Here is a 24,594-nt window from a genome sequence, read left to right as displayed (position 1 = left end):
GGGGCGGCCTGCGGGCCGTCCCCGTCCTCGTTCCCGGCCGCCCCGTCCGGGGCGCTCACCGGACGGGGCGCTCAGCCCTCGGCCCGGGTCAGGGCGTGTTCGAGGACGACGAGCAGCGCGTCCCGCACGGAGCCCCGGTCCCGTGCGTCGAACACGGTCAGCGGCACGTGGTCGGCGACGTCGAGGGCCCACCGTACGTCGTCCAGGTCGTGCTCGACCTTGCCGTCGAAGGCGTTGACGGCCACCGCGAAGGGGATCTGGCGGTGTTCGAAGTAGTCGACGGCCGCGTAGCAGTCGTCGAGCCGCCGGGTGTCGACGATGACGAGCCCGCCGAGCGCGCCCTCCAGGAGGTCGTCCCACATGAACCCGAACCGCTCCTGGCCGGGGGTGCCGAACAGGTAGAGCTTCAGGGTCGGGTCGAGGGTGACACAGCCGAAGTCCATGGCGACGGTCGTCGTCACCTTCTCCGGGGTGTGGGTGAGGTCGTCGACACCGGCGGCGACCGAGGTGATGGACGCCTCGGTGGTCAGCGGCTCGATCTCGGAAATGGCCCCCACCGTCGTGGTCTTGCCCACTCCGAAGCCGCCCGCGATCACCATCTTCACCGGCAGCGGCGGCCGGGGACGCTCGTCGTCATCCCTCACGGATCGCGCCCCGGGAGTCGGGGACAGCTCGGAGACCATCGATCACCCTTCGCAGAACAGTGGCATCACGGTTGGAGCGGGCCTGCGGCGCGTACAGGACCAGTTGGCCGTCGGCGCGCAGATCGTCGGCGAGGACCCGGACCACGTTCAGGTGCATCCTCAGTCTCGCCGCGATCTCCGCGAGCGACTGCGGCTCACGGCAGACCGTGATGATGTCGCGGTGCTGGTCGAAGACGAAGCGGTCCAGCGCCGCCAACCCCCTGTCGGTGGAGACCACCTGTGTCTCGATCGGGATCGGCGGTACGAGACTGTCCCCGCCGGCGATCCGTCCCGCGGTCAGCAGGAACGGACGGACGACCGAGGCGGGGCGCTCCACTTCCCGTTCGGCGTCGTCGCCGGCCAATGGCTCGCCGGACGTCATCACGTCCTCCCCCTTCGACTCTGCGCGCGTCACCGGTCATGTGACGCGCCGTCGGACATCAGCCGGCCGGTGCGATGCCCACGGTTCTCTTCAGTTCCATCACCAGCTGCGGGCTGAGCACCGCACCGGCCCGGTTGGCGAAGAGGGTCATCTCGTAGGCGATGTTGCCGAGCTTCGCCTCCTTCGAGGCGACCACTCCGAGCACCGCTCCGGCGCCGAGGGCGGACACCAGCACATGCCCTTCCTCCAGATCGATGATGACCTTGTTGAGACCCCCGAGGCCGTAGTTGCCGGAGGCCCCCATGGCCAGGCTGGTGATTCCGGAGACGATCGCCGCGAGCCGCTCGGAGTCGGCCTGGCCCCGCTGCTGGGAGACCGCGATGAGCAGTCCGTCGGAGGAGACACCGATCACGTCGACGACCCCGGCCGTCTCGGTGGCGAATCGATTGAGCAGCCAGTTGAAGTCGGCAGCGGCGGTCTTCACGTCCGCCGCGGCTTCTGCTGTCCGGGACTCCGGCCCGCCTGTCCACATGGTCACGTGCTCATGCCTTCCGGGGAAGAGGGTCTTCTGTTCGGGGTGTCGGTCCGGTCCGGGCCGCCGGGTCTGCCGCCCGGTCCGGACACCGCGGTCGAGCGGTTCTCGGCCGCGGTCTCGCGTTCGGCCCGCAGGACGGCGGCCTCGAACTCGTCGAGTTCGGAACGCGCCGCCTCGGCGTCCGTGGGCTGCCAGGAGGGCGGCCTGCGGTGAGTGGGGGGTTCCGTGGGACGGGGCAGCCGGCTCGACGCGGTGGCGGCCGACAGGGTCGCACCGCGCACCCTGCGGCGCAGCGGACCGGCCTCACCGGTCCGCCCCGGGCCGGTGGGTGCCGGCTCGGGTCCGGCGCCGGGCCGGGTACCGCCGTGCGTCGTCGCACGCTCGGCGCCGGTGTCCGTCGCCTCCGAACGGCGGGCGTGGCCGGGGGACTCGGCGGTCCGGGGCCGTGCCGGCACCCTTCGGGGCAGACCCGCGGGTCCGGACGGCGCCTCGACCCGCGCCCTGCGCGGCTCGTCCGGACCGGAGCGGCGCACGGGCGGCTCGATCCGCGGGGCCCGCGCCGCGGCGGGAACCGGGGCGCCGGGCACGAGGTGGCCCGCTGGCACCGCGACGGTGGCGGTGACACCGCCGCCCGGAGTGCGGGACAGGACCACCTCGATGCCCCAGCGCCGGGACAGACCGCCGACCACGAACAGGCCGAGGACCTCCGTCGGCGCCAGGTCGAGGCGCTCGCGCCGGATCAGCCGGGCGTTCTCCTGCGCCAGCCGCTCGGGGCTCATGCCGAGTCCGTGGTCGATGATCTCCACGAGGGCTCCGCCCCCCTGGTGGCGGGGCCGCAGGACGACCTCGACGCCACTGGTCGCCGAGGAGAACATCACGGCGTTCTCCAGGAGTTCGGCGAGCATCAGGGTCAGGTCGCCGACGATGTCGGGCACGACGGTGACATCGCCCTCGGCGTGCGGGGTGACGCGCTGGTAGCCCTCGATCTGGCCGAGCGCGGCGCGGACGAGATTGCTGAGCCGCATCGGTTCGGTGTTGAGACCGGTCTCGCTGATCCCCGCGAGCAGCATGAGGCTGTCGGCGTTGCGCTGGAGACGGACGGCGATGTGGTCGATGCGGTAGAGCCGGTCCAGCACCTCGGGGTCGGTCTCGCCGCGCTCCACGGAGTCGATCAGGGCGAGTTGACGGGCCGTCAGGTTGCTGACCCGGCGGCCGACGTTGCCGAACATCTCGGCGATGTTGCGGCGGCCGACGACCTGGCGTTCCAGCAGCGCGCCCGCGGTGACCTGAACCTGGTTGAAGGCCTCGGCGAGTTCACCGATCTCGTCGCGCACCGGCACGGGAACGGCCTCCAGCCGCGGCGGGCTCGCGTCGTCGGCGTCGTCGTCCGCGACACGGGCGAGTTCCTCCTTCGCGGCGCCGGCCACGTGCTGGGCCGCCGCCGTGAGGGTGCGTACGGTCCGCACCACGGAGCGCCGGATCAGCACGGAGAACAGCAGCCAGGCCGCGAAGGCGGCCAGGATGCCGGTGACCAGCCAGACCACCCGCCACCAGGCGGCGTTCGAGGCGGACTGGGCGTTCCCGGCGATCCCGTCGATCAGCGTCTGGACGATCTTCAGCCGGTTCTCGGCCTGCCGCTCGTAGGTGGGACTTGCGCGCAGTGCCTCGTCGAGCGCGACCCGCAACTGTGCCGCGTTCTCGGCGACCAGCGCTCCGGGGTCGACCTGGAGCGCGGCCCAGTGCTGGGCGATGACGCTCTGGTACGGGCTGTGCTCGATCCCCGCGAGGTCGGTGCCCTGTTCCGGGCCGGCGAACCGGGTGAACCGGTCGGCCTGGTAGGTGTACTGGTCGTAGTCGCCGACGGCGGCGGTGAACTCGATGAGCGCGTTGGCGTCACGGGTGCGGGCGGCGAACACGCTGGTCTCGAAGGAGGCGTGGGCGGTGTCGGCGCGCAGCAGCGCGTCGAGCAGACTGCCCGCGGAGGTGGAGGACTCGCCGCCCGAGCGGCCGAGGCCGAGGCCGTCGATGAGACCCTCGATCACCGATCCGTACGCCGGGTCGATGTTGTCGGCGGGTATCGGCCCCTGCTCCACGGTCTCACGGAGGCTGTCCAGGCCTTCGAGCTCCTTCAGCGCCTGGGCCTCGCCGTCGGGCAGCCGGTCGCCGTAGACGGCCCGGACCTCTTTGACGCGGGCGCCGACCCTGTCCTGCGCGGCCAGGTAGGCGGCGGTGTCCGGCGCGCTCTTCCCCGAGCCCGCGGCCTCGTAGCGCAGGGAGACCAGGAGTGCCTGCCGGTGCTCGGTCTGCACGGCGTCGATGAGTTTCGCCACCTGCGTGCTGTCGCGCACGAGCCGGGCGGTGTCGGCGGCGGACCGGGCCCGGCCGATCTCACCGGAGACGACGTAGGCGAGCATCACGGAGATGACCGCGAGCGGGACGATCACCAGAACGTTGAGTTTCCGGCGGAAGGGCCAGCGGTCCAGCAGAGATGGTGTCCGGCCGGTCCCGAGAGCCGTGGACGGCTGCCCCGAGGCGGCTTTTCTGTGCGCGGGCACCCAACCTCCTTGACTTCATTCCCCGTTGGAAGCCCGATTGCAGGCCTGCGTGGATCAGTGGTCACGAGCGAACGCGATCGGGCCGACAAGTGGAAGGGGGCCCTCGGCGCGGTCAACCCTAGCGGCTGCCTTCAGAGTGCGGCCATGATCAACCTAAAAGTGACCCGCGAAGACGCCTGATTCGCTCCCGTTTCGGTCACGTTGCGCCTACGGGCTGAAGCTGTACGGTCCCCATCAGTGATCTATTCGTGTCTTGACGGTGGTTGAGGCGGCTCGATTGGATCGTCAGGTCCGTCGCCCGCCCCCCGCCAGTCACCGCCGCCCCACCGATTGCCAAGTCTGGATGACCAACGTGACCATCGCCAGAAGCATTCGATCCTCCTCGACTTCCGCTGTTTCCCTGCTGGTTGTGGCCGCTGCCGCGCTGACGGGCTGCGGCTCCTCCGACAGCTCCGACGGCAAGGACCCGTTGAAGGGAGACGCCGCCAAGGCCGGTACGGTCGTCGTCGGCTCCAACAACTTCCCCGAGAGCATCCTGCTCGCCGACATCTACGGCGAGGCCCTCAAGTCCAAGGGCATCAAAGTCAGTTACAAGCTGAACATCGGCAGCCGCGAGACCACGTACGGCCTGATCAAGAACGGCACGATCACGGTCCTGCCGGAGTACAACGGCGCGCTGCTCGCCTACCTGGACGCCAAGGCCGCCCCGCAGTCCGTCGAGGAGACCAACCAGGCCATCTCGGCCAAGCTCGACTCGAAGCTGTCCCTGCTGGAGCCGTCCGAGGCCCAGGACAAGGACGCGGTCGCCGTGAACGAGGCCACGGCCGCGAAGTACGACCTCACGACCAAGTCGGCCATCGGCGACCTCGCCGCGGTGGCGAAGGACCTGGTCATCGGGGGGTCTCCCGAGTTCCAGACCCGGCAGCAGGGCCTGAAGGGCCTGAAGTCCGTGTACGGTCTCGACTTCAAGAGCTTCAAGGCACTGGACGCGGGCGGCCGGCTCACCGTGACGGCCCTGCAGAAGAACAACATCCAGGCCGCGGACGTCTTCACGACGGACCCCACGATCAGCAAGAACAAGTTCGTCGTGTTGCAGGACCCGAAGAACCTGTTCGGGTTCGAGAACGTGACTCCGCTGACCTACCGGAGCGGTCTGCCGGCGGCCGGGGTCTCCGTCCTCAACGACGTCTCGTCGAAGCTCGACACCGAAACCCTGGTGAAGCTCAACGGCGACGTGCAGAACGGCGGCAAGGACCCGCTGGACGTGGCCAAGAACTGGCTGTCCTCGGCGGGACTGAGCTGACGCCGGTGCCGTCGCCCTCCTCGCCGGGAGGGCGACGGCACACGGCCGAGGAGAGAGAACGTCCGGCATGCTCGAGCGCACGGCCGACACCGCCGTCGGCGGTCCGGTCACCGAACACCCGGCCCCGGCGGACGCGTCACCCGGCGCGCTCCTCGACGGCCGGGGGCTCGACGCCGCCACGGTGGCCAGGGTCGCCGACGGAGCGGAGCCGCCCGCCCTGTCCCCGGCGGCACTCGCGGCCATGGAGCACACCCGGCGGGCGGCCGACCGGCTGGCTGCGGAGGGGGCCCGCGTCTACGGCCGCAGCACCGGCGTGGGAGCGCACCGGGGACTGGCCGTCGAAGAACACGACGGCGCCGGCCACGACCTGCGGCTGCTGCTGAGCCACGCGGGCGGCGCGGGGGACGCCCTGCCGGCACGCCAGGCCCGCGCGATGATGGTGGTGCGCACGAACCAACTCCTGGCCGCGGGTTCGGGGTTGGGCCCGGAGATACCCATGGCCGTCGCACAGGCACTTCGGGCGGGAGTGCATCCCCGGGTCCCCGAGTACGGGTCCGTGGGCACCGGCGACCTGACGGCGCTGGCCCAGCTCGGGCTCGCGCTGTTCGGCCACGACACCTGGACACGGGACCCGGCGGCCTCCGGAAACCACTTCGCCGACGACCTGCCGCCCGGGCGTCCGCTCCCCGAGCGCCTCCCCCTGCGACGCGGTGACGCGCTGGCCCTGTTGAGCAGCAACGCCCTCACACTGGGGCAGTCCGCGCTCGCCTGGCACGACCTCGGGGTGCCCCTGCGCGCCGCCCATGTCGTGGCCGCGCTCTCCCTGTACGCGGTGGACGGCTCCCTCGAACCGTACGCGTCCGAGGTCCACGCGGCCCACGCGCACCCGGCGATCGCACGGGCGGCGGCCCGCGTCCGGCGGCTGCTCGGCGTGACGGCCGGGGACGGAACGGCTCCGCCCGATGCGCCGGGCCGGGCGCCGGCACGGGTGCAGGACCCCTTCGGTTTCCGCTGCTTCCCGCAGGCCCACGGCCCCGCGATGGAAGCGTGGTCCGGCCTGGAGCGGGTGCTGTCGATCGACCTCAACTCCGCCACCGAGAACCCCCTCATCGGCTGGGACGAGATCACGGGCACCCCCTTCGCGCGGCACCACGGCGGCTTCTTCACCGCACCGCTCACCCTCGCGCTCGACCAGCTGGGCCTCGCCGTGCTCGGTACGGCACGGCTCTCGGCGGCCCGCCTGTCCGCCCTCGGCCGTCCCGAACTGACCGGTCTGCGCTCCTACCTGGCCGACGCAGCCTCGGCCGGGTCCGGAACGATGATCCTGGAGTACGGCGCCGCCTCCGCCCTCGCCGAGATCCAGGCGTGCGCGGGCCCGGCCGCGCTCGGACACGTGGTGCTGTCCCAGGGCATGGAGGAGGCGGCGACCTTCGCGACCCAGGCCGCCCGCAAGTCGCTCCGGACCGCGGGGCCCTACCGGCTGGTCCTGGCCTGCGAACTCGTAGCCGCGGTAAGGGCGTTGCGGCTGCGCGGCACCGGTCCCGCGCCCGGCACCCCGGCGGGCCGCGCCTACCTCCGCGCGGCGGCGGCCCTGGACCCGGACATGCGGGACCGCCCCCTCACGGACGACGTGACCGCGGCCGCGGCCCTGCTCGACGAACTCGCCGAACTCACCGGCGACGCGTGAGGACCCGTGCGGCCGGACCGGAGCCGGACGGTCCCCTGACATCGCGCGGGCCGGAACGGGCCCGACCGCACCGGACTTCAGGCCACCGGGCCGGAACTCACGTCCCGGCACAGCCACTTCCAGCGCCGACGCTCCGTCACGCAGGTCGCGACGGCCAGCACGGTGACCGGGACCGCCGCCCAGCCGGGCCAGGCGAGCCACGAGAACACGACAGCCGCGACGAGTTGGAGCAGCACCAGCAGCACGGTCACCCAGCCCGGGACCGGTACGAGGACGTCGGACTTGTCCCCCGGGGTGGCAAAGACGGTCGGCAGACCGATGAGCAGCACCACGGAGGCCACGGCGAGCAGCCACGAACGGTCGGCCAGGGCCCAGGGGGCGGCCACCCAGGCCACGAGCTCCGTCACGAAGCGGAGCACGGACGGCATGCGGTCGTCGGGTCGCCCCGACGCGGTCGTTCCGGCAGCGGTGTCGGTCACCGCGAAACGATCCCACACCGACCTCCCGGCCACCAGCGGTCCTTCGACCGGATCAGCCGACCTTCTTCCACTCCTGGCACCGGTTCGTCTTGAAGTACTCACCCTTGTTGAGGGTCACCCGGCCGGGACCCTCCAGGTTGTTGTTCGCGATGATCGAGCCGAACTCGCCGCTGGCGTCCTTCGCCCGCTCCCAGTAGCAGCCGAACGCGCCATCGGAACCTGCCGTCTTGTACGTGCCGGCCTCGATGTCCTCACCGACCACGTACTCACCTTCGCCGGAGAAGGTGGTCGCGGGTCCGGCCTCCTTCGTCTTCTTCGGCTTCGCGGCGACCGTCTTCGTGACGGTCGGCGCCGGCTCGGGGTCGGCCGCCGCGGCGGTCTTGGTGACGGTGACCGTCGGGCGGGGAGCCGCCTTCGTCCCGGACGCACCCTTGCCCGTCTCGGCCGAGCCGTCACTCGTACCGATGCCGACTCCGACGAACAGGGACACGAGGGCGACCGCCCCGTACTTCAGCCACCGTCTGCGGGGTCGCGCGGACTGTCCGGGAGCGGCGGGCGTTCCGAGGCCGAAGGCGTTCTGGGGGCCGCCGTGCTGGGGGTTGGGGTTCTGGAAGGTCATGGCTGTGCTCCGTTTCCGTTGTACGTGGTGGGTTCGGCCGCCGAGTGCCGGGCGGCCGTGCGATGTCGTCGGGTTCGGCGTGTGTGATGCCTGGCGGCGCCGTACGGCAGGCGTGGTGCGGCTCAGAGCCCGCGGATCTTCCGCCCCGTCTCGGTGGCCGGGTAGAGGATCGCGTCGGCGACTCGGCCGCCCGAATCCTTGACGCCACCGCTGAAGTTGAGGCGTCCGGAGGTGCCGGCCTTCGCGGCGACGCCGTCCCAGTAGGCGGCCTCGCGCTCCCAGCGGATGCCGTCGAGCAGGCGGTCCAGCTCGTCGGCGCCGATGCGGGAGGCCGCCTCGCTCCACGGCATGGCGTGGTGGGCCGCGATGCCCACTCCCGCGAGGACGGCGGGCGCCGTGAGGGCGCTGCGCGTGGCGAAGGCGGGGAACCGCTCGGAGATCAGTCGCGCCAGCAGCGGTACGACGACGGCCTCCACCTCCTCGGCGCGGGTACCGACGGGCAGTTCGTCCTCGTGCACCGACTCGGCGGAGCGGGCGAGGCCGCCCTTGCCGTAGATCGCGGTGACGACGAGTGCGCGCAGCGCGGAGAGCGTGACGACCTCGCGGTCACCGGCGGCGACCTGCCTCTTGCTGGAGTTGACGAGTCGGCCGAACGGCACCTGCTGTCCGTCGACCTCGACCTTCACGGAGTCGGCGACGACGTGCGCGAGACGGGTGCCGAAGTCCCGCTGGTCCATGGACATGGCCAGGTTCTTGGCGACGGTCACACCCTGGACGTTGCGGTCGTAGAAGATCTGCCGCGCGTCCGCCGGCGCGAGGTCGACGTAGAGCTCGAACGGGACGCGCACGCGGGCGAGTTCGGGGTACGTCAGACCGTACGTCTCGGGGTCGTCGTACAGCTCGTGCCAGGCGGCGGTCTGCGTCTCCCCGTCGATGGCCACGACCATCGTGCCCGGGGTGACGGTGAGCGTGCGCACGCCGCTGCCCGGCACGAGCTCGTCGCTGATCGCGGCGAGCGGTCCGGCATGCCACAAGGTGACCGGAGGCGTGGACCAGGCGGCTCCCAGCTCGCCCTTCAGTCCGGCGGCGATGTACTCGGCGTAGGGCGCGACGTTCCTGCCCTTCTGCGACGACTTCAGCGTCCGCTGCACGGTCGCCCGCAGCTCGGCGTGACGCCGCACCAGGCCCGAGGCCGCCTTCAGCTTCCTCGGGTCCTCCTCGGCGCGCGGCGACGGCACGAGCTGGACGAGCGTGGGCACGGACATCGTCCCGACGACCGCGTCCTCACGGAACGGCATGACGGCCAACTGGGTCCCCTCGATGACGCCGGTCGGCATGGTGAGGCGCATGGAACTCCCCCCGGAGTGTTGTGAGCGGGCACGGACGGCGCCTGCTGCGGTATCGCCCGGCGCACCGGAACGGCACGACCTGTGGGCACGCCTCCGGCAGATGACCTACCGGACGACCGCTTCCCAGTGGAAGCAGTCACAGATAAGCACGGCACTGAAAGCATCGTCAAACACGTTTACAGATTTGACGAGTGCTGTAAGTTGTTGACGTCCGCTACCAAGAGAGCCAGGACTCCACCCATGCCCCAGTCATCCGCCCAGGTGACCGCCGCCGAGATCTCCCGCATCGCCGGGGTCACGCGTGCCACGGTCAGCAACTGGCGTCGTCGGCACGACGATTTCCCGGCCCCGTCCGGCGGTACGGACAGCAGTCCGCTGTACGACCTGGAGGCGGTGCGCGCCTGGCTCGCCTCGCGCGGTCAGGTCTCGGCGGCGAGCCCGTCGGAGGAGCTGCGGACGACCCTGCGCCTGCACGCGCAGGGCGGTGGAGGTACGTCGTCCGACCTGCTCCTCCTGGTTCTCGCGGCGGCGGGCCGCTCGCCGGAGGAGCTGACGACCGCCGCCCGGTTGCCGGACGCGGACCTCGTCGCCCGCGCGCAGCGTGAGGCGTCCGCCGCAGCTGACACCGTGCCGGCCGCGGAGGCCGTCCGGTTCGGGGCCGGTGACGCCTCGGTGCTGCGCGCGCTGTACGCGTGTGTACGCGACGAGGGCGGCCAGGCGGCACTGAGCGTGCTCGCGGAACGGGAACTGGAGGACAGCGCCGCGTCCGGCACGTATCTGACCCCCGAGCCGCTCGCGGACCTGCTCGCCCTCCTCGTCACCGGCCCCCCGGTCAGCGTCCTCGACCCGGCCTGCGGCAGCGGCACACTCCTGGCGGCCGCCGCCCGCCGGGGCGCGCGTGAGTTGCACGGCCAGGACATGCTTCCCGTGCAGGCCCGGCGCAGCGCCGTCGGGCTCATGCTGGAAGCCCCGCAGGCCACGGTCACCGTGCGCGCCGCCGACAGCCTCCGCACGGACGCCTTCCCAGAGCTGGCCGTCGACGGGGTGGTGTGCAACCCGCCGTTCGGCGTCCGGGACTGGGGCCATGACGAGCTCGCCTACGACCCCCGGTGGGCGTACGGCGTACCGCCGCGCGCCGAATCGGAGCTGGCGTGGGTGCAGCACGCGCTCGCCCACCTGACGCCCGGCGGTCACGCGGCGCTGATCCTGCCGCCCGCCGTGGCCGGCCGCGCGTCGGGCCGCCGCATCCGGGCGGAGCTGGTGCGCAGCGGCGCCCTGCGCGCGGTGATCGCGCTACCGCCCGGCGCGGCGGTGCCCCTCCACGTCGGTCTCCAGATCTGGGTGCTGCAACGCCCCGAACCGGGCGGCCCGGAGCGCAAGTCGGTCCTGTTCGTGGACACGGCGGCGGACGCCCAGGGGCCGACCGGGAGCGGAAGCGGCGGTACCGCGGCGACCGCACGGACGCGGGGCGGGAGCCGGTCCGCGTCCGTGGACTGGCCGGAGACCACGGCACGGGCCCTGGATGCCTGGCGGGCGTTCACGCAGAACCCGGAGACTTTCGAGGGCGAGCCCGGTGTCGCGTATGCGGCGGGTGTCGTGGACCTGCTGGACGACGTGGTGGACCTGACCCCGGCGCGGCTCGTACGGGCCTCACGGGCGGAGATCGACCCCGCGGAACTGTCGGCGCAGGTCGACACGGCCCGCAGGAACCTCGTCGAGGCCGCGAAGTCCCTCACACGGACAGCCGGCCACGAGGGCTGGAGCACCGCGGGCACCGCGGCCCGCGAATGGCGGACAGCGACGATGTCCGACCTGACACGCGGCGGAGCGCTCACCCTGCTGCGCCCCTTGCCCGACACCGTGCGCACCCGCTCGCAGGCCGCGCGGGGAGAGAGCGGCGAGGACGGGGAGCCGGAGACCCGGCCCGTGCTCACCAGCTCGGACATCGCCTCCGGTTCGGGCCCCACGGGAACCCCGAAAGGACCGTACGACGACACCGCTCCCGTGATCGCCGCCGGGGACGTCCTCGTGCGGGTGATGGTCGGCGGGGACGGCCCCATGGTCCGGGTCGCGGGCGAGGAGGAGGCCGGGGCACTGCTCGGCAACGTCCACCTCTTCCGGCCGGACCCGGCACGCCTGGACCCATGGTTCCTAGCCGGGTTCCTGGGCAGGGAGGAGAACATCGCGGGCGCGTCGACGGGCAGCACGGTCCTGACGGTCAGCCCGGGGCGGTTGCGCGTTCCCCTCCTGCCGCTGGAGGAGCAGCGGCTGTACGGAGAGGCGTTCCGGCACGTGCACTCGCTGCGGGCGGAGGCCCGGCGGGCCACGCGGCTGGCGGAGGAAACGGCGCGACTGCTGGCGGGCGGGCTGACCGGGGGGCAACTACTGCCGTCACAGGAGACGACCCCACGTCCGCCGGGCGACCACCCCTCCCCCTAGGACCTGTTCCGGGCGACGCATCGTCGCCACGGCCACCCTCGCCCCCGTCACACCCGATCGGGACTCTTCACGAGTTCTCCACCCGGAGAGGTTGACATTCCTGTTCCGCAATCCGTGTACCTACCCCCGACCGCATCCACTACCGTGTCTCCAGGCGCGCATCACGGCTGATCAGACGCCTGCCACGACCGAATTTCGAGGACACACGTGCAGATCATGCCCCTGAACCCCGAAGACCCGTCCTCGCTGGGCGACTTCGAACTCCTCGGCCGCGTCGGCCAGGGGGGCATGGGCCAGGTCTTCCTGGGGGAGTCCCTCGGCGGTGAACCCGCCGCGGTGAAGGTGATCAAGCCGTCGGTCGTGGACTCCGAGTCCCGTCAGCGGTTCTCGCAGGAGATCGAGGTGCTCAAGACGATCTGGGGCCCGCGCATCGCGGCGTTCCTGGGAGCCGACGCGGAGGCGGAGCAGCCCTGGCTGGCCACCGAGTACGTGGACGGCCCGGACCTCGCCCGGCACGTCAAGACGCACGGACCGCTCCCGTCCGTCCTCACCGCCGCGCTCGGCGCGGTCCTCGCCGAGGCGCTGTCGGCCGTGCACACGCAGGACCTGCTCCACCGCGACCTCAAGCCCGCCAACGTCCTGCTCGGGCCGAACGGCCCGAAGATCATCGACTTCGGCCTGGCCGCCTTCACCGAGTCGCACGTCTCCCTCACCGCTCCCCACCAGGTCGTCGGCACCCCGATCTGCATGGCCCCCGAGCAGGCCGCCGGCGTGAAGCCCCTGACCGCGGCCGTGGACGTGTACGCGCTGGGCGCGTTGCTCCTCTTCGCCGCGACGGGTCACTACCCGCACGAGGCGGCGACCCCGTACATGGTGTTCCACCTCGTCACCGACCCCGACACGGCCCCGAACCTGTCCGGTGTACCCGGCGAACTGCTGCCGCTCCTGACCGGCATGCTCGCCCAGGACGCCGGGGACCGGCCCTCGCTGACCGACGTGGTGCAGCAGTGCCGCTCGGTGATCGAGGCCCAGGGCATGAAGATCGCCCAGGCGCGTCGCAGGCTCACCACGCACACCGCGCACACCGCGGGACAACGGCACAAGGCCACGCCCGCGGACCATTCCCCCACCCTCCCGTGGCCCACCCCCGCGAGCGACGCCCCGGGCACGGACACCGCTTCCGCCGCCCCGGACGTTCCTACCCCGCCCCTCCCCGACTCGCCCGCTCCCTCCCCCACCGTGATCGAGACCGTCCCCGACCTCTCCGACCCGGAGCCCCAGGAGTCCCCCGACCCCACGCCCACCGTCAGGGAGGACCCCTCCGACGGCTCCCGCCGCGAACGGCCGGCGCCGGACCGCCCGCCCACGGCGTCCAAGCGGCCCCGGGAATCGACGCACACACCGCGGCACTCCCTGCAAGCCCGCAGGACGGCGGAACGCCTCCGAGCCGCGTACGCGGCGAGCGCTCCCTTCTGAGACCCGCACCCGGCCCGCCGCACATGGCCGAACGACCACTCGTCCGCGCGTCCCGCCGCTTCGACGGTGACGCCACCGGACCACCCGTGACAGAACACACCCACCCCACCGACACGACCGCCCAGGAGGCACCCGCGTGACCGCCGACCTCAGCACCGCTCCCGCGACGAGCGGCGAGGACGCCCAGTTCCCGCCGGGCGCCCAGATCCTCGTACGGGACGAGGTGTGGCTGGTCCGCAACGCGACGCGGACGGAGCACGACGGCGCCCGGATCGAGGCCGTCGGCGCCTCGGACTTCGTGCGTGACCAGGAGGCGGTGTTCTTCACCGGCCTGGACCGGATCGAGCTGCTCGACCCGCGGCGGACCCGTCTGGTGCGGGACGACTCGCCGAACTTCCGCCGCTCGCGCCTGTTCCTGGAGGCGGTCCTGCGCAAGACGCCGCTGCCGCAGGCCGAGCGCGGCCTCGCCCTCGCGGACTCCTTCCTACTGGACTCGCTCCCCTACCAGCAGCGTCCCGCGCAGCTCGCGCTCTCGGGCCGCAACCTGCGCCCCCGGGTGCTCATCGCGGACGTCGTCGGCCTCGGCAAGACCCTGGAGATCGGCCTCACCCTCGCCGAGCTGATCCGCCGCGGCCGGGGCGAGCGCATCCTCGTCGTCACCCCGCAGCACGTCCTGGAGCAGTTCCAGCACGAGCTGTGGACGCGGTTCGCGATCCCGCTGGTGCGCCTGGACTCGGTGGGCATCGAGCGGATCCAGCGGGAGATCCCGGCCGGCCGCAACCCCTTCACGTACTTCAAGCGCGTCATCGTCTCCATCGACACCCTGAAGAACACCGCCCAGTACAAGCACCACCTGGAGCGGATCACCTGGGACGCGGTCGTCATCGACGAGTCGCACAACCTCATCAACAAGGGCTCCCTGCGCAACCAGCTGGCCCGCACGCTGGCCCCGCACACCGACGCCCTGCTGCTGGCCTCGGCGACCCCGCACAACGGCGACGCCCGCTCGTTCGCCGAGCTGATCTCCCTGCTCGACCCGGCCGCGATCCGCGACCCCGAGCACTACCGCGCCGAGGACATCAAGCACCTGTTCATCCGGCGCACCAAGGTCAGCCCCGAGGTGCGCGAGCAGATGAAGGGCCAGTGGGCGGACCGCGGCCCCTCCCGCTCGATCCGGGTGACGGCCACTCCCGCCGAGGAGAAGGTCTTCGACGAGCTGGCCGCCGTCTGGCTGCCGTCCGACGGTTCGAAGTCGGTCAGTGACGTCCCCCTGTTCCCGTACACGCTGCTGAAGTCCTTCCTCTCCTCCCACGCGGCGCTGAAGTCCACGGTCGCCACGCGCATCAAGACGCTGGAGAAGAAGGACGACCCGGAGGCGACGTCCGCCGAGCGCGCGGCCCTGCACCGGCTTCTCGAACTGGCGTCGGGCATGGCGGAGGAGGACTCGGGCAAGTTCGGGGCCCTGCTGGAGCAGTTGCGGGAGATCGGGGTCGGGCCGAGGTCCGACAAACGGGTCGTGGTCTTCTCCGAGCGGGTGCAGACCCTGGAGTGGCTGGCGCGGACCGTGCCGACGGCCCTCGGCTTCAAGGGGAAGGCCGCCCAGGAGGCGGCCCGGGTCATGCACGGCGGCCTGTCGGACGAGCAGCAGATGCAGTGCGTGGAGGACTTCGGTCTCGCGGACACGCCCGTACGGATCCTGTTCACCGGCGACGTCGCCTCCGAGGGCGTCAACCTGCACCGCCAGTGCCACCAGCTCGTCCACTACGACGTGCCCTGGTCGCTCATCCGCATTGAGCAGCGCAACGGTCGCATCGACCGCTACGGGCAGGCCCACCAGCCGCAGTTCAGGGCGCTGATCCTGACCAGCTCCCTCGACGGCGCCAAGGACGACACGCTCGTCGCGGAGCGCCTGCTGGAGCGCGAGGCCCAGGCCCACCAGTCGCTCGGCACGGCCGAGGCGGTCTCCGGCCTCTACCGGGCCGAGGCCGAGGAGAAGTCCCTCATCCAGGACCTGCTGCGGGGTCGCACCGTGGACGAGTCTTTGGACACCGACCGCACCTCCGGCGACGGTGCCGACGACGGCATGGACGATTTCCTCGCCGACTTCTTCGGCGCCGTGAACGACGAACCGGAGGAGGACGCGGCCACCACCGGCACGGGCGGCGGCGACGGCACCGGGGCGGTGCCCAGGGCGCACGTGCCCCGGCTGTTCGCCTCCGCCCGCGAGTTCCTCGACGAGGCGCTGCGCGAGGTCTACCCGGACGCCCACGACCGGCTGGACCTGGCCGCCGACCCCGAGACCGGCCTGCTCTCCTTCGTCCCGCCCTCCGACCTGGTCCACCGCCTCAAGGCCCTGCCCCCGGACTACGTCCGCGAGCAGGGCCTGCGCGACCGTCTGAAGGTCACCTTCAACCGACGGCTCGCCGACCACAGCCTGACGCGCGCCCGCGCCTCGGCGACCTCCAGCTGGCCCGACATCTCCCTGCTGACCGACCTGCACCCGGTCATGGAGTGGCTCACCGACAAGGTCCTGGTCCGCCTGGACCGCCAGGAGGCCCCGGTGCTGACGGCCGATGTGCCGGTACCCACGTACCTCGTCCAGGGCATCTATTCCAACGCGCTCGGCCGCCCGACCGTCGTCAAGTGGATGGCGGTCACCACGGACGGCGAGGTCGACGACGACATGGTGGCGGTGCTGCGCCGTGCGAAGGTCGGCCCGACGATGGCGAACCCGGGTCTCGCCCACGACCCCGCCCACCTCGCCGAGGCGATCCCCGGCGTCCTGGACACCGCGGAGGCGTTCCTGGAGCGGCACCGCGCCGCATGGAACGAACCGCTCCGGGCCCCCATCGAGGAATACAAGACCCGCCTGGGCTCCTGGGAGCAGCCGACGCTGACGAACGGCGCCGCCTCACCCACCGGCACCCGCGAACGCCTCGCCTCCCTCGCGGACTCCCTCCTCACCACCGGCCGCCCGATGCTGCGGGTGCTCGCCGTCCTGGCCCCCGCCACCGCCCACGCCGCCTGACCGACCGCAGAGGTTCACGAAGATGACGTACGACAGCCTGGTCAACCGCGGTGACTACTTCTCCGCGCACTACCTCGCCGAGGTCCTTCCCAAGGATCTCAAGTCCGGTCTGCTCGCCGAGTGGAAGCAGCGCGAGGAGGACGCCGCCGGCACCGAGCGGCCCGAGGGCGCCCTGCCCGTCACCCCGCGCGCGGGCCTGCGGGCGCTGCGCCGCCCCTACTTCGCGGCCCGCTCCTACTTCACGATGGACGAGGAGCGGGCGGCGACCGGCGACGACGCCGTGACGTACGACGCCCCCGACTGGCGCGACCGCGTCCACGCGCTCAACGCGGAGGTGCTGCACGCCCTCGGCTTCGACGCCAAGCCCGGCACGCTCACCGTCGTGCGCGCCGATCAGTCCCACGAGGTGAAGGTCGCGCACGCGGAGAAGGACCTCGTCGCCCTGGACTGCGGCTGGTCCGCCGAGCCCGACGACGCCCTGGACCCCGACGGCGCCGGACGCCTCCTGGACGAACTGCGCCTGGACGGCCAGCACACCGTCGCCACCGGTTCCAAGCTCGCCTCCTTCCTGTTCGCCTGCGAGGACGCCCCCCGTTACGTCCTGCTGCTGGTCGGCGGCGTGGTCGTGCTCGCCGACCGGGCCGCGTGGGGCGAGGGCCGCTACCTGGCGGTCTCGCTGGACGCGGCGCTGGAACGCAACGACGTCAAGGCGGGCGGCGAACTCGACACGGTGGCCGCCCTGTTCGGCGCCGACTCGCTGCGCACCCCGGAGGAGGGCGGCGAGAACCCCCTCGCCTCCCTCCTCGACAAGTCGACCAAGCACGCGGTGGGCGTCTCCAGCGAACTGCGCGACGGTCTGCGGCTGAGCGTCGAACTGATCGCCAACGAGGTCCTGGACCGGCTGCGCGAGGCCGGCGTCCGCCCGGACGAGGTCAAGGAACTCCCCGAGCTGGGCCGCCAGTTGACCCGCGAGTCGCTGCGCTACCTGTACCGCGTCCTGTTCCTGCTGTACGCGGAGGCCCGCCCCGAGCTGGGCATCCTGCCCTCGGACTACCCCGAGTACCAGATGGGCTACGGCCTCGGCCGCCTCGGCGAGCTGATCGCCGAGCGCGACCTCGTCGACGAGAAGTCCCGCAAGGGCTTCTACCTGTACGAGTCGCTGGACCTGCTCTTCCGCAAGGTCCAGGAGGGCCACCGCCCGCGCCGCACCCACGGCGTGGACGCGGAGTCCGCCGACGCCGTGACCGCGAAGACGTCGGAGGACGTCGGCCTACGCTTCGAGCCCCTGCACTCGAAGCTGTTCGAGCCGGAGGCGATCCGGCTGATCGGCCGGGACACCGTCCCGGACCCGCGCGTCGACACCGAGGCGGAGGCCGGCGGCGAGGGTGAGCCGGGCGGGGAACGCTTCCTCGACACCCGCCTGCGCAACGAGACGCTGTACCGGGTGCTGCGCCTGCTGATGCTGACCCGCGGCAAGAAGCGCGAGCGCGGCGGCTTCATCTCCTACGCCCAGCTCGGCATCAACCAGCTCGGCGCCGTGTACGAGGGCCTGATGTCCTACACGGGCTTCGTCGCGGGCGAGGAGCTGTACGAGGTCGCCAAGAACGGCGACCCGAAGGACGGCTCCTGGCTGGTCCCGGCGACGAAGGCCGACGAGTACCCCGACGAGGTGTTCGTCCGCCACAAGGACGAGGACACGGGCGTGGAGGAGCGCGTGCGGTACGCGCCGGGCGCGTTCGTGTACCGCCTGTCCGGCCGCGACCGCCAGACCTCGGCCTCCTACTACACCCCCGAGTCGCTGACCCGGGTGACGGTCCAACTGGCCTTGCAGCACCGCCTGGACCAGGACAACACGGTCACCGAGGCGCGCGAGCTGCTGGACTGGAAGATCTGCGAGCCGGCGCTCGGCTCGGGCGCGTTCCTCAACGAGGCGATCAACCAGGTCGCGGCGGAGTACCTGCGGCGACGCCAGGACGAACTGGGCGTCGCCGTCGACACCGAGAAGTACGCGGTCGAGCTCCAGAAGGCCAAGGCGTACATCGCCCTGCACAACTCCTACGGCGTGGACCTCAACAACACGGCGGTGGAGCTGGCGGAGGTGTCACTGTGGCTGAACACCATGCACCCCGGCATGGAGGCCCCCTGGTTCGGCCTGCACCTGCGGCGCGGCAACTCGCTGATCGGCGGGCGGCGGGAGGTGTACGGGGCCGAGCGGCTGAAGAAGGGCGGCTGGCTGGGTACGACCCCGGAACGCTTCCCGCTGTCGGAGGCGCTGGCCGGCACCGAGCTGCCTGAAGGCTCTGTCCACCACTTCCTCCTCCCGGCTAAGGAGTGGGGCGCGGTCGCCGCCGAGAAGGAGGCCAAGGCGCTGGCCCCGGAGGAGGCGAAGGCGCTGGCCGCCTGGCGCAAGGCCATCACCAAGTCCCCGAGCCCCGCGCAGACCAAGCGGTTGCAGGGTCTGGCGCGGCGGGCCGAGTACCTGTGGGGGCTGGTCGTCCGCCGGCTGGAGATCTCCGAGCGGGAGATCTCACGGCGCATCGACGTCTGGGGCGCGGAGGAGGGCTGGCTGCGCTCACCCGAGGTCGCGGTGCCGAGGGAGAAGGTCAAGGCCGACCTGGAGGCGGTCGACACTCCGTACTGGCGCCTGAAGACGCTCATGGACGCGTGGTGCGCGTTGTGGTTCTGGCCGGTGCAGAGCGCTGCGCTGCTGGACGGTTCGCATGAGTCGTACGCGCGGGCGGCGGAGGTTGCTTCGCAGTCGGCGGGGTGGACCGTGTCGGCAGCCCCGGTCCAGTCGGGTGCGTCGGCGCGGGAGACGTACGAGTCGGAGGACCTGTTCGGTGACGTGCAGGTCGTCGAGGTCAAGTCGAAGGGCGCGCGGGGCGGCAGCCGCAAGGAGCAGATCCGGGGTGAGCGCCGCCCGGTGATCGCGCTGGCGTCGCTAGACGACTGGCTGGACTTCGCGGAGTCGCTGTTGGGTACGCAGGACGTGGCCGTGGACTCGCTGGTGGCCCAGTTCGACACGCTGGACGCTCTGGAGCGGTACGAGGACGAGTTGCCCGAGTGGATGGGCATGGAGCGGTTCTACTCGCTGGAGTCGCGGTATCCGTGGGCGGGGGTTGTGCGGGATGTGGCTGAGCGGCAGGGGTTCTTTCACTGGGAGTTGGAGTTCGGGCAGGTATTTGCCCGAGGCGGGTATGACTTGCAAGTGGGGAATCCGCCTTGGGTCCGGCCGCGTTGGCATGAGGATGTGATTTTGGCTGAAATGGAGCCATGGTTCATGCTGACTGAGAAGCCAGGTGCGGCGGAATGGAAACTACGAAAGAGCCAGGCCCTCAATCAGTCGAGCAAGTCACTCAATTACCTTTTGAGTGAACTCTCAGCAAACACCGGAACTGTGGCGACGCTTGGAAGCCCTACGACGTACGCGCTACTGGCAGGCACTCAACCCGACATGTACAGAGGCTTCATGTGTCAAGTATGGAGCCACAACAGTTCACAGGGCATGGCCGGACTCATCCACCCTGATACTCATTTCGGCGGAGTTAAGGAAGGGAAACTCCGTAACGCAACGTACCAACACCTGCGTACTCACGCGCACTTCTCCAACCGCCTCCAATTGTTTGACGAGGTAGAGGGAACACGGCTATATAGCATCAACGTCTACGGAGCCTCCTCTGAGGTCTCGTTCAGACATCTCAGCTGGCTTTTCGATCCAGCCACATTGACTGCCTCCCTGCAACACGATGGACGTGGTCCGCTGCCTGGCATCAAACACGAGGGCCGATGGGAACTTCGCCCCCACATGGCGCGACTCGTAACAGTCACCCCTGAGCGCCTCGCCGAGTGGAATCAACTTTCCGGAGAAACCGGAACCCCGGACACGGAGGCGGCGCTGCTGTATCCAGTAACGACTAACGAGCAGGATGCCATCAGCGCGCTCTCAGCAGCGGAACACCGGACTGCAGAATTTGGGCCACGAATCACCCGCGGCTACGATGAGGCCAACGGCAAGAAGGACGGCTTCATCCGGTGGTCCACTACCGAAATCACTGCACTCGATGACCTGATCCTCCAAGGTCCTCACATCGCCGGCGCAACTCCCTTTGGGAAGCAGCCCAACAATCCATGCCGGACCAACCGAGACTGGTCATCCTTCGATCTGCCCAAGCTGCCAAACGATCTCGTGCCTCGCACCAACTATGTGCGCGCCTGTTCCAACGACCAATACATCTCGGCCCAGGATGTCTGGGGTGACCGCCGCTACACCGAGTTCTTTCGCTTGGCGTGGCGTGAAATGATCCCCTTCGATACCGAGCGCAGCCTCTTTGCCGCAGTTATCCCACCAGGCCCAACCCACGTTAACGGCGTCCATTCCATGGCACTCAAGGACAACCGCCTGACAGTGTTGAATGCAGGGTTTTGGGCATCGCTTCCACTCGACTATCTTCTCCGGGTTACAGGTCGCGCCCACCTACAGATCGGTGACGCGCCCAAGATGCCCGCGCCTGCCCCCGATCACCCACTTGCGCACCCACTTCTCCTTCGCACGCTTCGCCTCAACGCTCTGACCAACGCCTACGCACCTCTCTGGGAAGAGCTGCTGCACCCCACCTGGTCCGGCTATGAGAACTGGGCCAACCCCGGCTGGCCAAACCTCAAGCCACTCGCCAGTCACCTAAAGTCCACTTGGCAGTACGACACCCCGCTCCGCACGGAGCACGAGCGCCGGGCGGCCCTCGTCGAGCTCGACGCGCTCGTTTCAGTATGGCTAGGCATCACCGCCGACCAACTCGTCGCGATCTACAACTCCCGCTACCCGGTCCTCTCCGACTACGAGTCGAAGATGTACTTCGATGCAAAAGGCCGCAAGATCGCCGCGAACCACAACACCTACGGCTACGGCCAGACCAAGCAGGACTACATCGATCTCTTGACCCACTTGGAGAACCCGGAGTCGACTCCGCCTCCGACTGGCTACACCGCCCCCTTCTACAAGGCGGACCGTGAGGCCGAAATGCGCGCTGCGCACGCCCACTTCCAAGCTCGCCTGGACGAGGAGATCGCCTCTGGCCGCTGGACTTCGCCTGGGAGCCGTAAAGCCTAAGTTCCGTTCGCAACTGTCGGCGTCTTCCTGCGAGAGGCGCCGACCTCCACGGCCCCCGTGCAACTCCGCCCGCCTGGCTATCAGGCGGGCGGCTCACATCGCCTCAAGCAACGCCGACCACGCAGCCGGCCCTACCCTCAGTACAGGCCCACGCTCCAGCGCCTGCTTCGAATCACGCACATGGACGGCAACCGCATCAAAGGCGACTTCGACGCACTCCCCGCCTTCCTCACTGCTGTAGCTGCTCTTGAGCCAGCACAGGGACGCATCCGCTCCCGGCATTGTCTTGTTGGTGTTCAAATCTCTCCCAACAACTTCTCGACGTACGCAAGCGATTCGCGAGGCGTCAGCGCCTGGGCGCGCAGCGTCCCGTACTTGGCCTCCAAGGCCCGCACCGGTTCCCGATCACTGTGCACCCGGCTGACGTTCTGTACCTCCACGTACGCGATCCTGCGTCCATCATCCGTCTCGATCAAGGTGAACGGACCGGCCATCCCAGCGTTCTCCTCACGATCCAGCGGCATGACCTGCACCTCGACGTGCCGGATGCGGCTGACGAGTAACACCTGTTCCAACTGTCCGCGCAGTACGTTCCACCCACCAATGGGACGGCGCAGCACGGACTCGTCGATGACGAAGCTCATCAGCGGTGACGGCTTGCGGTGAAAGATCTCCTGCCGTGCCAGCCTCGCGGCAACCCGCTCATCGACGACCACGTCATCCAGTGGAGGCCGCAACACCCCGAACACCGCCCGCGCGTACTCCTCCGTCTGCAACAACCCCGGCACGGCCTGGTTGGCGTACACATACAGCTCAACCGCCTCCGCCTCCAGCTTCGCCGCGTCCCGGAAGAACGCCGGGTAGCGGGCCCGCCCCACCTCCTCCTTCATCACCGCCAGCAGGCCGCCGGCCTCCAGCACAGCATCCGCCCGGTCGATGAAATCCGGTTTCGGGATCCGCCGCCCCAGCTCCACCGACGTGACCATGTCCTCGCTGTACCCGAGCTTCGCTCCCAGCTCCGCCCGGGTCAGTCCCCGGCTCGTCCGCAGCAGCCGTACCTGCTGTCCGAAACACCGGATGACGCCCGTCTCGCTCTCGCCGTTCCCCGTCAACGGTGCCGTCTCCCTCGCCCCACCCTGCCCAGAAACACCAGTACAAAAGCCTGCTGTACAGCGCGCTACCTTCACTCTCCGCTCACCATAGAGACACGCATCGCGCCTGTCCCCCGACTCGGCACTGCTTCCCCCGCACCGCGTACCAGCGCCCTCTCCGGCGCAGAGCACCGGCCTGTACACAGCCCCAGCCCAGATCGGGCAGCTCGTGGATGTCGTCACGCGTCGGGGGAGCGTCTACTGACCTCGTCGGATTAGCTTCAGGTGCCGGGGCCGAGAGTCGCGCCGGTTTCAGAGAGGCAGCCGTCGACGGGTTCCGGGTGGTGCCGGATGTGGGCGAAGCCTCGGCGGAGAGTGCCGCCGAGGTGGTCGGGGTCGGTAAATGTGGTGTTGGCCATCGGTCCTCGCCATAGCAGGGACCAGACCCCTTCCACGGGATTCAAGTCCAGGCTGCTGGAGGAAGCCGAACGGCCGTGAGCCAGTCGTGGCCCTCGACGTATTCCCGCAGCTCTGCGGTGCTGTGGGTACTGAGATTGCCCCAGACGACGATGATCGGGGCGCCGAGCCGCAAGTGCGCGCGGACCAGGAGGTCAGAGCAGTCCTGACGGGCGAAGCTCTTGCGTACACCCTTCAGCGGCGAGTGGAAGCGGGGCCAGAAGATCATCCGGAACTTTCCACAGGACCGGCAGCAGCACAGTGCGGCGATCGAGGTCCCGTGCGCCGCCGCGATCCTTCCGCTTGCGGCCACACGTCCTTCTTCCCCAGCTTGACGGCGTGTTCGTCGCGTTCGAGCGCGCCGGGGCGGACTCTGCCAGGACCAGCCATGACGGTGCAGCAGCCACCAGATTCTCGCAATCGAGCAACTGACCTGGAACCGGCGGCCGATCAGCGCGCTGACGCGCTTTCGCCACTCGAAGACAACCCGAAAAGGTCAGCAACTCCTTTATTGCAGAACGCACTTGTCTGATCAGCGGAGTCCATGCCGCCCCGCGATCCGCTCACCTTCGTCAGCTACACCCCCTAGGACCAACAGGGACAAACCCAAAGAATATCGCCCGTACAAACTCGTTGACATCCTCCACACGACCGCCAGCGACTCTCCGTCATCACCAAATGCAGGACATAGTCGTTAAATTGACACACCATCAGAAGCGAATCGAGGAAAATCCAATGGATGACGGAGCAAGCAGTCGAGGCCCCTTACTACCCGACGCCTTGTCCGGAGATCAAGTTTGTGTTCAGATATGCAAGCGTGCAGAACGCCCAGCATAGAAAGCCGCTCCGCGCGGCGTAAAATTACGAAAGCCAGTGCCCCGAAAATGTTCAACGTAGAGATCGACAACATCCCCGTCATCGGCTCAGATTACGCGAAGCTGAGTGTCATGAATGATGCCCAGTTCGGCAATCACGCTGTTCTGTTCACGCATAGCGAGGACGAAGATGCCTTCGAGGAATCCACTGTCGTTCTGATGTTCAATCGTGACAATTTGAGAAAATTCGCCAGTGCAGTGAAGCGCGCCGAGGAAGCGCTCGATGCCGCTGAACAAGGAGGCATCGTCGGTCTCGCGAAGTGGACCGAGGCCAACGGGAGTTGATCCTCCTCGTCGGCGCGTCAGGTGTTGCCGGGGACTCTGCGAGCGGGTCCCCGGCCGACTGGACCAGGTTGTCGCGCTTGGGCCGTCGGTGATGATCTGGTGGTTCTACGCACGACAGGAACCGGAACCAGTGAGCGTTTTCAGCGTTGCTTCTCCAGGGTGAGGACGGCTTTGGTGATGACGCTCATGCGGTTGGGGCTGATGCGGGATCTGCGGAAGATCTGCCAGGACTTCAGCCGTGCCAT

General features: G+C 69.8%; 17 protein-coding genes and 2 pseudogenes. 7 read left to right on the top strand and 12 right to left on the bottom strand.

Translation table 11 applies throughout. The features are described 5' to 3' along the window. Positions 1-71 precede the first annotated feature (71 nt). The 4 genes from CW362_RS28945 to CW362_RS28930 are packed head-to-tail and all read right to left on the bottom strand — an operon-like array spanning position 72 to position 4,155. Complete coding sequence (locus CW362_RS28945) at positions 72-683, bottom strand: GTP-binding protein (protein ID WP_103552555.1); 612 nt, start codon at positions 681-683, stop codon at positions 72-74. Beyond that, positions 634-1,065: a DUF742 domain-containing protein gene (locus tag CW362_RS28940; RefSeq protein WP_103552554.1), complete on the bottom strand. Its 432-nt coding sequence runs from the start codon at positions 1,063-1,065 to the stop codon at positions 634-636. The genes CW362_RS28945 and CW362_RS28940 overlap by 50 nt, the downstream gene beginning before the upstream one ends. A gap of 58 nt (positions 1,066-1,123) precedes the next feature. Next, positions 1,124-1,597 (bottom strand): roadblock/LC7 domain-containing protein, encoded by a 474-nt coding sequence (locus CW362_RS28935; RefSeq protein WP_103552553.1) that lies wholly within the window; start codon positions 1,595-1,597, stop codon positions 1,124-1,126. A gap of 2 nt (positions 1,598-1,599) precedes the next feature. Continuing rightward, a complete protein-coding gene (locus CW362_RS28930; RefSeq protein ID WP_240658086.1) occupies positions 1,600-4,155 on the bottom strand; it encodes a sensor histidine kinase in 2,556 nt (851 codons plus the stop codon). A 343-nt stretch (positions 4,156-4,498) separates the two neighbouring features. Between CW362_RS28930 and CW362_RS28925 the strand changes: the two genes are divergently transcribed. Then, on the top strand, positions 4,499-5,458 hold the full coding sequence (locus CW362_RS28925; protein WP_103552552.1) for an ABC transporter substrate-binding protein: 960 nt from the start codon (positions 4,499-4,501) through the stop codon (positions 5,456-5,458). A gap of 67 nt (positions 5,459-5,525) precedes the next feature. After that, positions 5,526-7,145, top strand: a complete 1,620-nt coding sequence (locus CW362_RS28920) for an aromatic amino acid lyase (protein WP_103552551.1) — start codon at positions 5,526-5,528, stop codon at positions 7,143-7,145. Between the two features lie 77 nt (positions 7,146-7,222). On the opposite strand, the gene CW362_RS28915 is transcribed toward CW362_RS28920, so the two are convergent. The 3 genes from CW362_RS28915 to CW362_RS28905 form a co-directional block, all read right to left on the bottom strand. Then, positions 7,223-7,573, bottom strand: a complete 351-nt coding sequence (locus CW362_RS28915; protein ID WP_103552573.1) for a hypothetical protein — start codon at positions 7,571-7,573, stop codon at positions 7,223-7,225. Positions 7,574-7,676: 103 nt separating this feature from the next. Next, entirely contained in the window at positions 7,677-8,243 is a 567-nt protein-coding gene (locus CW362_RS28910; RefSeq protein ID WP_240658085.1) for a hypothetical protein, read from the bottom strand. A gap of 122 nt (positions 8,244-8,365) precedes the next feature. Continuing rightward, positions 8,366-9,592, bottom strand: a complete 1,227-nt coding sequence (locus CW362_RS28905) for a ParB N-terminal domain-containing protein (protein WP_103552550.1) — start codon at positions 9,590-9,592, stop codon at positions 8,366-8,368. Between the two features lie 240 nt (positions 9,593-9,832). Here CW362_RS28905 and CW362_RS28900 point away from each other — a divergent pair, with 240 nt between their 5' ends. The 4 genes from CW362_RS28900 (at position 9,833) to CW362_RS28885 (ending at position 21,642) form a co-directional block, all read left to right on the top strand. Beyond that, entirely contained in the window at positions 9,833-12,031 is a 2,199-nt protein-coding gene (locus CW362_RS28900; protein ID WP_206301081.1) for an N-6 DNA methylase, read from the top strand. A 216-nt stretch (positions 12,032-12,247) separates the two neighbouring features. Then, entirely contained in the window at positions 12,248-13,507 is a 1,260-nt protein-coding gene (locus CW362_RS28895) for a serine/threonine-protein kinase (protein ID WP_240658088.1), read from the top strand. A 136-nt stretch (positions 13,508-13,643) separates the two neighbouring features. Beyond that, the gene (locus CW362_RS28890) at positions 13,644-16,535 is read left to right on the top strand and encodes a DEAD/DEAH box helicase (protein WP_103552548.1); all 2,892 of its coding nucleotides are present in this window, start codon (positions 13,644-13,646) and stop codon (positions 16,533-16,535) included. Positions 16,536-16,557: 22 nt separating this feature from the next. Beyond that, positions 16,558-21,642 carry a restriction endonuclease gene (locus tag CW362_RS28885; RefSeq protein ID WP_103552547.1) on the top strand — a complete coding sequence of 1,695 codons (5,085 nt, stop codon included), beginning with the start codon at positions 16,558-16,560 and terminating at the stop codon, positions 21,640-21,642. Between the two features lie 93 nt (positions 21,643-21,735). Here the strand turns inward: CW362_RS28885 and CW362_RS28880 are convergent, their stop codons facing one another. The 4 genes and pseudogenes from CW362_RS28880 to CW362_RS45715 form a co-directional block, all read right to left on the bottom strand. Next, on the bottom strand, positions 21,736-21,942 hold the full coding sequence (locus CW362_RS28880; RefSeq protein WP_376454955.1) for a DUF397 domain-containing protein: 207 nt from the start codon (positions 21,940-21,942) through the stop codon (positions 21,736-21,738). Further along, entirely contained in the window at positions 21,939-22,754 is an 816-nt protein-coding gene (locus CW362_RS28875; protein WP_103552545.1) for a helix-turn-helix domain-containing protein, read from the bottom strand. Before CW362_RS28875 ends, CW362_RS28880 begins: the two co-directional genes overlap by 4 nt. Before the next feature lie 439 nt (positions 22,755-23,193). Beyond that, a complete protein-coding gene (locus CW362_RS44835) occupies positions 23,194-23,418 on the bottom strand; it encodes a hypothetical protein (protein WP_112477705.1) in 225 nt (74 codons plus the stop codon). A 126-nt stretch (positions 23,419-23,544) separates the two neighbouring features. Beyond that, positions 23,545-23,649: pseudogene (locus CW362_RS45715) on the bottom strand (winged helix-turn-helix domain-containing protein); the annotation flags it as partial. A 424-nt stretch (positions 23,650-24,073) separates the two neighbouring features. Between CW362_RS45715 and CW362_RS28860 the strand changes: the two are divergent. Then, positions 24,074-24,349 (top strand): hypothetical protein, encoded by a 276-nt coding sequence (locus CW362_RS28860; protein ID WP_103552544.1) that lies wholly within the window; start codon positions 24,074-24,076, stop codon positions 24,347-24,349. A gap of 140 nt (positions 24,350-24,489) precedes the next feature. Here CW362_RS28860 and CW362_RS28855 read toward each other — a convergent pair. Beyond that, positions 24,490-24,594: pseudogene (locus CW362_RS28855) on the bottom strand (IS5/IS1182 family transposase); the annotation flags it as partial.

The sequence above is a fragment of the Streptomyces populi genome, assembly GCF_002911015.1.
In the GTDB taxonomy this organism is placed as follows: domain Bacteria; phylum Actinomycetota; class Actinomycetes; order Streptomycetales; family Streptomycetaceae; genus Streptomyces; species Streptomyces populi.
This window is presented reverse-complemented; position numbering and strand designations above follow the sequence as displayed.